Below are 7,246 nucleotides of genomic sequence, written 5' to 3'. Positions count from 1 at the left end.
GACACCCGCGGCGTGGACTTCGGCTTCAAGTACCGCCTGCCGGAAACGCGCTTCGGCAACTTCGCGCTGAGCTTCGACAGCACCTATGTCGCGCAGTTCGACAACGATCCGGCGCCGGGACTGCCGGGCGACCAGGTCGTGCCGGTGGCCGGCCACTTCAGCACCACCTTCGGCAACTTCTCGCGCTGGCGCGCACTGGCCGGCCTGAGCTGGAACCTGGGCCGGTGGGACGCCAACTGGCGCGTCCGCTACGTCGGTCCGTTCTCGGTGGGCAGCGCCGATCCGGCGCAGAACATCTCGGCCGACGGAAGACTCGACGCGGTCGAAGTGCACTACGGCGCGCAGGTCTACAACAACTTCAGCGTGGGCTACAACATCGAGCCGATCAACACCCGCATCGACGTGGGCGTGGACAACGCGTTCGACAAGCAACCGCCGATCCTGTTCCTGAACAACGTGATCAACGCCAACACGGATGTGAACACGTTCGACACGGTCGGCCGCTTCTACTGGGCGCGCGTGACCGTCAAGTTCTGATCCACCAGCGCTCTCGCCGTACCTCAGCCGCGCGGCGCGAGCCGCGCGGCTTTTCTGCGCGGACGCGCCGCGTCAACCCGGTGCCGGCGGCATGCCCAGCGCGCTGCGCAAGGGATCCAGCAGCGCGCCGTAGCGTGGGGCCCGCGCGGTGTCGCGGCGCAACGGCTGGCGCACCTGCGTCGCGCTGGGCGAGCGCACGTCGCGCCGCGTGCGGTGGAAGTGCAGGCAGGCCTCCTCGAACGGCAGGCCGCAGAAATCCAGCAGCGCGCGGATGCGCGCCGCCGGATCCTCCAGCAGCGCCTCGTACCCATGCACATGGACATGCGACGGATGCAGCGCGCTCCAATGGCTCACGCTGCGGTCGTAGTCGCGCCAGTAGGCGGCGAGATCGGCGAAGGTGCGCGCGTACTCGTTGTTGGCGAGGTGCTGACGGTAGCAGGAGAAACAGGTCTCCAGCGGATCGCGCCGGCAGCAGACGATGCGCGCGGCCGGCAGCATCGCGCGGATGGCGCCGACGTGCAGCCAGTTGTTGGGCAGCTTGTCGGTGAAGATCGCGCGCCGTCGCCGCCAGTGCGCGGTGCGCTCGAGATAGCGCCGCCCCAGCCGTTCCCAGTCGACGGGCGTCGCCTCCGCCGCCCACTGCGGGTACGGCTTGCCGCGCCGGTGCGACTCCTCCGCCAGCACCAGCGGCAGGTCGGGCAGTTCGCCGGCACCCTCCACCGCCGAATGCGAGGCGAGGATCTGCTCGACCAGGGTCGTGCCGGAACGCGGCAGGCCGGCGATGAACACCACCTCGCGGCCGAGCGCGGCGTCGGCCGCCGGCGCCGGCGGCGGCGCGAACGCGGCCTGGATCGCATCGACCATCGCCGCGTGCGCGGACGCATCCCACGTCTGCCGGCGCCGCGCCAGCGCATGGGCCTGCTGCAGCGCGGCCAGCGCGTCGGCGCAGCGTCCTTCGTCGTCGCAGGCCTTGGCCAGCGCGAAACCGGTGGCGATGCGGTCGTCGTCGCTCGCGCGCGGATCCTGCAGCGCCTGCTGCATGCCGCGCACGTCGTCCGCGGAGAAGCGCAGCGTCTTCAGGTCGGCCAGTCCCCACCACGCCATGCCGGTCCACGGACGCTCCGCCAGCACGCGGCGATATTCCCGTTCGGCTTCCTCGACGCGGTCGCCGACGCGCAGCATGTCGGCGAGTTGGGTGCGCGCCAGCGCGTTGTCCGGCGCCAGCGCCACCGCGCGCCGCAATGCGTCGGCGGCGGCATCGTGGCGCACGCAGCGGATCAGCATCACGCCTAGGTTGTACCAGGCGATGGCGAGGCCGGGCTGCAGCTCGCAGGCGCGCCGCAGCGCCGCCACCGCGCGGTCGAACTCGCCGGCGGCGGCGAGCACGCTGCCCAGGGTGTTGTGGTAGAGCGGATCCTGCCTGCGCTGCGCGAGCGCGCGCTGCATCGCCTCGACGGCGGCCGCGTGCTGGCCGCGCAGGCTGAGCCAGCCGGCCTGCAGGCGCAACACCTCGGGATGCTGCGGATGCGCGGCCAGCGCCGCCGCCAGGTACTGCCCGGCCGCGTCGGCGCGCCCCGCATCGAGCGCCTGCGCCGCGGCGACGACGTGCCGGGCGGCCGCCGGACTCAATCCCTGCAATCGCGAACTCATGAATGTCTCGAAGATTGTGCGCAACCCGCGCCCACCACCGCGCCGCGCGCGCCTGCCTGGATGCGGCGACGCAAGACGCGCGGATCGCCGCATGCGCGAAAACTCCGCCTGCACCGCGCGCGACGAGCGGCGCTGCCGAGCGCGGCCGTCAGCGTAGCAGCCGCTGCGCCTCGTCCCACCACGAAGCGACGCAGGCGCCGGCCGGCGCGGCGCGGCCCAACGCGGCGGACTGGCCGGCCCAGGCCTGCATGCGGTCGAGGTCGTTCCGCTGCGTGCCCTCGCGACGCATCGCCGCGGTCAGGCCACGCTGCACCGGATACGGCGCCGGCGCCGGGCCGTCCGCGGCGGCCCGCACGTAGCGCGTGGCGATGGCGCGGCCGGCGCGGCCGGAGAACGCGCGCGTCAGCCGCGTGCCCTCGGGCGCGAGCGTGCCGAGCGCCTCGGCCCAGGCCGGCGCGATGCCGGCTTCCGGGCAGCGCAGGAACGCGGTGCCGATCTGCACCGCGCTGGCGCCCAGCGCCAGCGCGGCGGCGATGCCGCGTCCGTCGGCGATGCCGCCGGCGGCGATCACCGGCACGCCGAGCGCATCCGCCAGCCGCGGCAGCAGCGCGAACAGGCCGACGCCCTGCGCCTCCGCCTGCGCGGCGTCGAACGCGCCGCGGTGGCCGCCGGCCTCGTAACCTTGCGCGATCACCGCGTCGGCACCGGCGCGCTCGGCGGCCAGCGCCTCGGCCAGCGTGGTGGCGGTGGCGAACCAGGCGATGCCGGCCTCGCGCAGGCGCGCGACGAACGGCGGCGGATACAGGCCCATGATCGACGACACCACCGCCGGCCGCGCCGCCAGCAGCGCCTCGCACTGCGCGGCGAAGTCGTGCGGCACGTCGTCGCCGGCCTCGGCGGGCACCTCGGGTCCCCAGCCGGCGAGGAACGTGCGCACCGCCGCCTCGGCCGCGGCGTCGCGGCGCGGCGGCGGATCGGGCATCCACAGATTGATCTGCAGCGGCCCGCGCGTGCCGGCACGGTAGGCATCGACCCAGCGCGCGATGCCGGCGGGATCGTCCATCAGCGCGCCGAACGCGCCCATGCCGCCGGCTTCCGCCACCGCGATCGACAGCGACGGCGGGCAGGCGCCCGCCATCGGCGCCAGCAGGATCGGCACGCGCAGGCCGTAGCGTTCGCAGAAGCGCGCCGCGCGCTCGCGCGGAGCAGTGCCCACGGCCGTCTCGCCGTCCATCGTTCGTCTCCTGCCCGCGCGGACGCCGCGGGATGCGGACCGCGGCGATTCTACGCGCCGCGCTCAGCCGTGGAACAGCCGCGCGCCCCAGGCCGCGAACACGCGATCGAGGTTGAAGGTGATGGCGGCGGTCGCCAGGGTGTCGTAGAGCAGATGCAGCGCGATGCCATACCACAGCCGGTAGCCGGAGCCTATGTACACCAGCGCCAGCACCGATCCCATCACGCCGGTGATGATCCAGCCGCTCAGCCCCTGATAGCCGTGCGCCAGGCCGAACACGATGCCGGAGCCGACGAAGGCGATCGCAGTGGCGAGGCGCGTGCCGCCCAGCGCGGCGCGCAGGCGTCCCAGCGCGATGCCGCGGAACACGATCTCCTCGCAGAAGCCGGCCGACAGCCACATCGTCGGCAGCAGGCCGAGCAGCGCGCCGACGTTGCCGCGCAGCGCGTCGAACATGCCGAGGTCGCGATGCTGGCCGGTCAGCGCTTCGACCGCCGGCGTCAGCAGGATCTTCACCGCCAGCAACTGCGCGAGGCCGCCCAGCAGGCCGACCAGCGCCACGCGGCGCCAGTCGGTGCGCTTCAGCAACCCCAGCGGCACGTGCCAGCGGCGCGGTTCGATGCGGCCGATCGCCAGCGCCACGGCCGCGCCCCAGATCGAACCCCAGCCGGGGCCGAACCACGTAGCGGCCAGCACGGCGCCGATGACCGCGAACTGCCATGCGGCGTACGTCCAGCGCGCCCGCGCGAGCACCGCTTCCGCCCCTTGCGACTGCATGCTCATCCCCGCCCCTTCGCGCCAGCCGCGTAGGCTCGCAGACGCCCTGCGCGCGGACACGTGCGGGTCGTCATGTAAACATCACGCCGCCGGCGCGCATCGCCGCCCCTCCGAGGAGCCCCATGAACACCACCCCCGACAAGCGCGTGCAGTTCGACTTCGAGGTCGATTTCGCCAACGGCGGCGGCCTGCAGGGCCAGGGCTTCCGCCTGGACATCGACGGCGACGACATCGACGACACCGCGTTGGCCGACGCCATCGTGCGCGACCTGCGCCTGCTGATGGTCGGCGCCGTGCGCATCCTCGACAAGAAGATCATCCACGAACGCCACAAGCGCGCGGCCGCGCCGCCGCAGACCGCGCCCGGCGCGGCGGCACTGCGCCACGTCGACCTCAGCCACGCCATCGAGGACGGCATGATCACCTACAAGGGCCTGCCGGCGCCGATCGTCTGCGATCACCTCAGCCGCGCCGCATCGCGCGCGCACTACGCCGAAGGCACCGAGTTCCAGATCGGCAAGATCACGATGGTGGCCAACACCGGCACCTACATCGACAGCCCCTACCACCGCTACGCCGACGGCAAGGACGTGGCCGGCTTCGATCTCGACGAGGTCGCCGGACTGGACGGCGTGGTGGCGCGCGTCGCCGGCATGCGCGGCCGCGCGATCGACCGCGGCGCGTTCCTGCCGCTCGACGTGCGCGGCAGGGCGGTGCTGGTGCACACCGGCTGGGACCGCCACTGGCGCACCGACCGCTACGTCGAGGGCCATCCGTTCCTGACCGCGGACGCCGCCGCTTATCTGCGCGACGCCGGCGCGCGCCTGGTCGGCATCGATTCGCTGAACATCGACGACACCGCCGACGGCCGCCGCCCCGTGCACACCACCCTGCTCGGCGCCGGCATCCCGATCGTCGAACACCTGTGCGGTCTCGAGCAGTTGCCGATGGAAGGTTTCCGCTTCACCGCGGTGCCGGTGAAGGTCAAGGGCATGGGCACCTTCCCGGTACGCGCCTACGCGACGCTGCCGGCGGCGTGAGGCGCGCGCCGCGCCTCAGCGTCCCGGCCGCAGCGGCTCGGTCACCATCGGCGACGGCCCCCACAGTTCGATCCTGAGATTCGTGGCCATGCGACGCAGCTCCGGCTCCAGCGTCTGCCAGGCGCCCTCGGCGAAATGCGCCCAGTCGGCGCCGGACTGCCAGACGGTGGTGGTGCGCACCTGCGGCGAACCGAGCAGGTTGCGATGCGCGCGGAACTCGACGAGACCTGGCTGTTTCAGCACCAGGCCGATCGCCTTCTTCACCCAGTCGGCATAGGTGTCGCGATCGACCGCCGGCAGCAGGTCGTAGGTTTGCGTGACCTCGATCATGGCGCCACCCCCTCGGGAGGCATGCGGTGTCCTGCCGCGGAAAGTGCCGGACGCCGCCGCCCGCCCGTCCTTCAGCGCGTGCGCCGCCACCTCCCGTTCGCTTTCCTGCGATCGCGACGGCGACGACGCACGTGCTTCCGCCGCACGCCAACGCGCGACGGAATGTCGTCCCTGACTCGACGCTGCAACAGCGGATGGCGGGATTCTGCACCGTGCCGCCGCGACGCCATTGACCTGCATCAAGTGCGGCGGCGCGGAGACGGCCGCCTTGCGCCGGGACACGGATCGCCCGCACGCGCGGAATGGATCAGGGCGCCCCTAGAATGAACGCAGGTCTCGCCGGGAACCGATGCATGCGCGCCATGGTGCTGCACGCGCCGCACACCGCCCTGGTCGCGGAGACGCGGCCGCGGCCCGAGCCGGGTCCGCAGCAGCTGCTGATCCGCGTGCACGCCTGCGCGGTCTGCCGCACCGATCTGCACGTGATCGACGGCGAGCTGCCGCAGGCGAAGCCGGAGCTGATCCCCGGCCACGAGATCGTCGGCACGGTGGTGGCGCGCGGCGCGCGCGTCGAGCGCTTCCGCGAAGGCGAGCGCGTCGGCGTGCCGTGGCTGGGCTGGACCTGCGGCGTTTGCGCCTACTGCCGCGGCGGCCGCGAGAACCTGTGCGAGCAGGCGCGCTTCACCGGCTATCAGCTCGACGGCGGCTACGCCGAGTACACGCTCGCCGACGCGCGCTACTGCTTCGCCCTGCCCGCGCAGTACGGCGACGCCGAAGCCGCGCCGCTGCTCTGCGCCGGCCTGATCGGCTACCGCGCGCTGCGCCTCGCCGGCGACGCGCGCAGGCTCGGGCTGTACGGCTTCGGCGCCGCCGCGCACATCGTCGCGCAGCTGGCGCGCCACCAGGGCCGCGAGGTGTATGCGTTCACGCGCCCCGGCGATGCCGCCGCGCAGGCGTTCGCGCGCGAACTGGGCGCCGTGTGGGCGGGCGCGTCCGACGCCGCGCCGCCCGAACCGCTGGATGCGGCGATCCTGTTCGCGCCGCTCGGCGCGCTGGTGCCGGCCGCGCTGGCGGCGACCGCCAGGGGCGGCACCGTGGTCTGCGCCGGCATCCACATGAGCGACATCCCCGCGTTCGCCTATCGCCTGCTGTGGGGCGAGCGCGTGCTGCGCTCGGTCGCCAATCTCACGCGCCGCGACGGCGAGGAATTCCTTGCGCTGGCGCCCGAGGTGCCGGTGCGCACGCGCGTCGAGAGCTTTGCGCTGGAAGAAGCCAACGAAGCGCTGGCGCGCCTGCGCGGCGGCATGCTGCAGGGCGCGGCGGTGCTGACGATGGCGGCCGGTGCGACCGTCTGAGCCGCGCCGGCCGCAGTCTCTGTTTTCAGCTGTCTGCTTGGTGGGGGAGCTTACGCTTGGCCGATGAGGTGCGACGACAGCCCGCCGCGATGCAGCCACTGGATCTGGTAGCGTTCGTCCTGGCTCAGGTGCGTGTAGCCCATGTGCAGTTCCACTTGGCGGTGAAGCTGCGCAGGCTACCGCGCCTGGGCCGCTTCTGCGGGGCGGTGGTGCACTTCGTTGTTGAATTCGCCCTCCAAAGTAGCAAGAATGGCGGGTTTCGCCTTGCTCAGATCCGCCTGGGTCTGTCAAACGAACTGTGTAACCTCGGTTTTCACAGCGCG

7 protein-coding genes and 1 pseudogene are annotated in these 7,246 nt (G+C 72.8%); 4 read left to right on the top strand and 4 right to left on the bottom strand.

All coding sequences use genetic code 11. The annotated features are described in order from the left end of the window. Positions 1–537, top strand: a pseudogene (locus tag MBSD_RS15425) (hypothetical protein); the annotation flags it as partial. A 72-nt stretch (positions 538–609) separates the two neighbouring features. Here MBSD_RS15425 and MBSD_RS07695 read toward each other — a convergent pair. From MBSD_RS07695 to MBSD_RS07685, 3 genes are all read right to left on the bottom strand, one after another. Next, on the bottom strand, positions 610–2,187 hold the full coding sequence (locus tag MBSD_RS07695) for a tetratricopeptide repeat-containing sulfotransferase family protein (RefSeq protein ID WP_062536615.1): 1,578 nt from the start codon (positions 2,185–2,187) through the stop codon (positions 610–612). 148 nt (positions 2,188–2,335) lie between these two features. After that, complete coding sequence (locus MBSD_RS07690) at positions 2,336–3,421, bottom strand: NAD(P)H-dependent flavin oxidoreductase (protein ID WP_062536613.1); 1,086 nt, start codon at positions 3,419–3,421, stop codon at positions 2,336–2,338. A 63-nt stretch (positions 3,422–3,484) separates the two neighbouring features. Continuing rightward, positions 3,485–4,204 (bottom strand): CPBP family intramembrane glutamic endopeptidase, encoded by a 720-nt coding sequence (locus MBSD_RS07685; protein WP_082306552.1) that lies wholly within the window; start codon positions 4,202–4,204, stop codon positions 3,485–3,487. Between the two features lie 116 nt (positions 4,205–4,320). Between MBSD_RS07685 and MBSD_RS07680 the strand changes: the two genes are divergently transcribed. Beyond that, positions 4,321–5,238 (top strand): cyclase family protein, encoded by a 918-nt coding sequence (locus MBSD_RS07680; RefSeq protein WP_062536609.1) that lies wholly within the window; start codon positions 4,321–4,323, stop codon positions 5,236–5,238. A 15-nt stretch (positions 5,239–5,253) separates the two neighbouring features. Here MBSD_RS07680 and MBSD_RS07675 read toward each other — a convergent pair whose 3' ends face one another. Beyond that, the gene (locus MBSD_RS07675; RefSeq protein WP_062536607.1) at positions 5,254–5,568 is read right to left on the bottom strand and encodes an antibiotic biosynthesis monooxygenase; all 315 of its coding nucleotides are present in this window, start codon (positions 5,566–5,568) and stop codon (positions 5,254–5,256) included. A 353-nt stretch (positions 5,569–5,921) separates the two neighbouring features. On the opposite strand from MBSD_RS07675, the gene MBSD_RS07670 reads away from it, so the two are divergent. Both MBSD_RS07670 and MBSD_RS15740 read left to right on the top strand, forming a co-directional pair. After that, on the top strand, positions 5,922–6,923 hold the full coding sequence (locus MBSD_RS07670) for a zinc-dependent alcohol dehydrogenase family protein (protein WP_062536605.1): 1,002 nt from the start codon (positions 5,922–5,924) through the stop codon (positions 6,921–6,923). A 56-nt stretch (positions 6,924–6,979) separates the two neighbouring features. After that, a partial coding sequence (locus tag MBSD_RS15740; RefSeq protein ID WP_237071765.1) for a hypothetical protein occupies positions 6,980–7,246 on the top strand: 267 nt, incomplete at its 3' end.

The sequence above is a fragment of the Mizugakiibacter sediminis genome (genome assembly GCF_000953855.2).
Lineage (GTDB): Bacteria > Pseudomonadota > Gammaproteobacteria > Xanthomonadales > Rhodanobacteraceae > Mizugakiibacter > Mizugakiibacter sediminis.
This window is presented reverse-complemented; position numbering and strand designations above follow the sequence as displayed.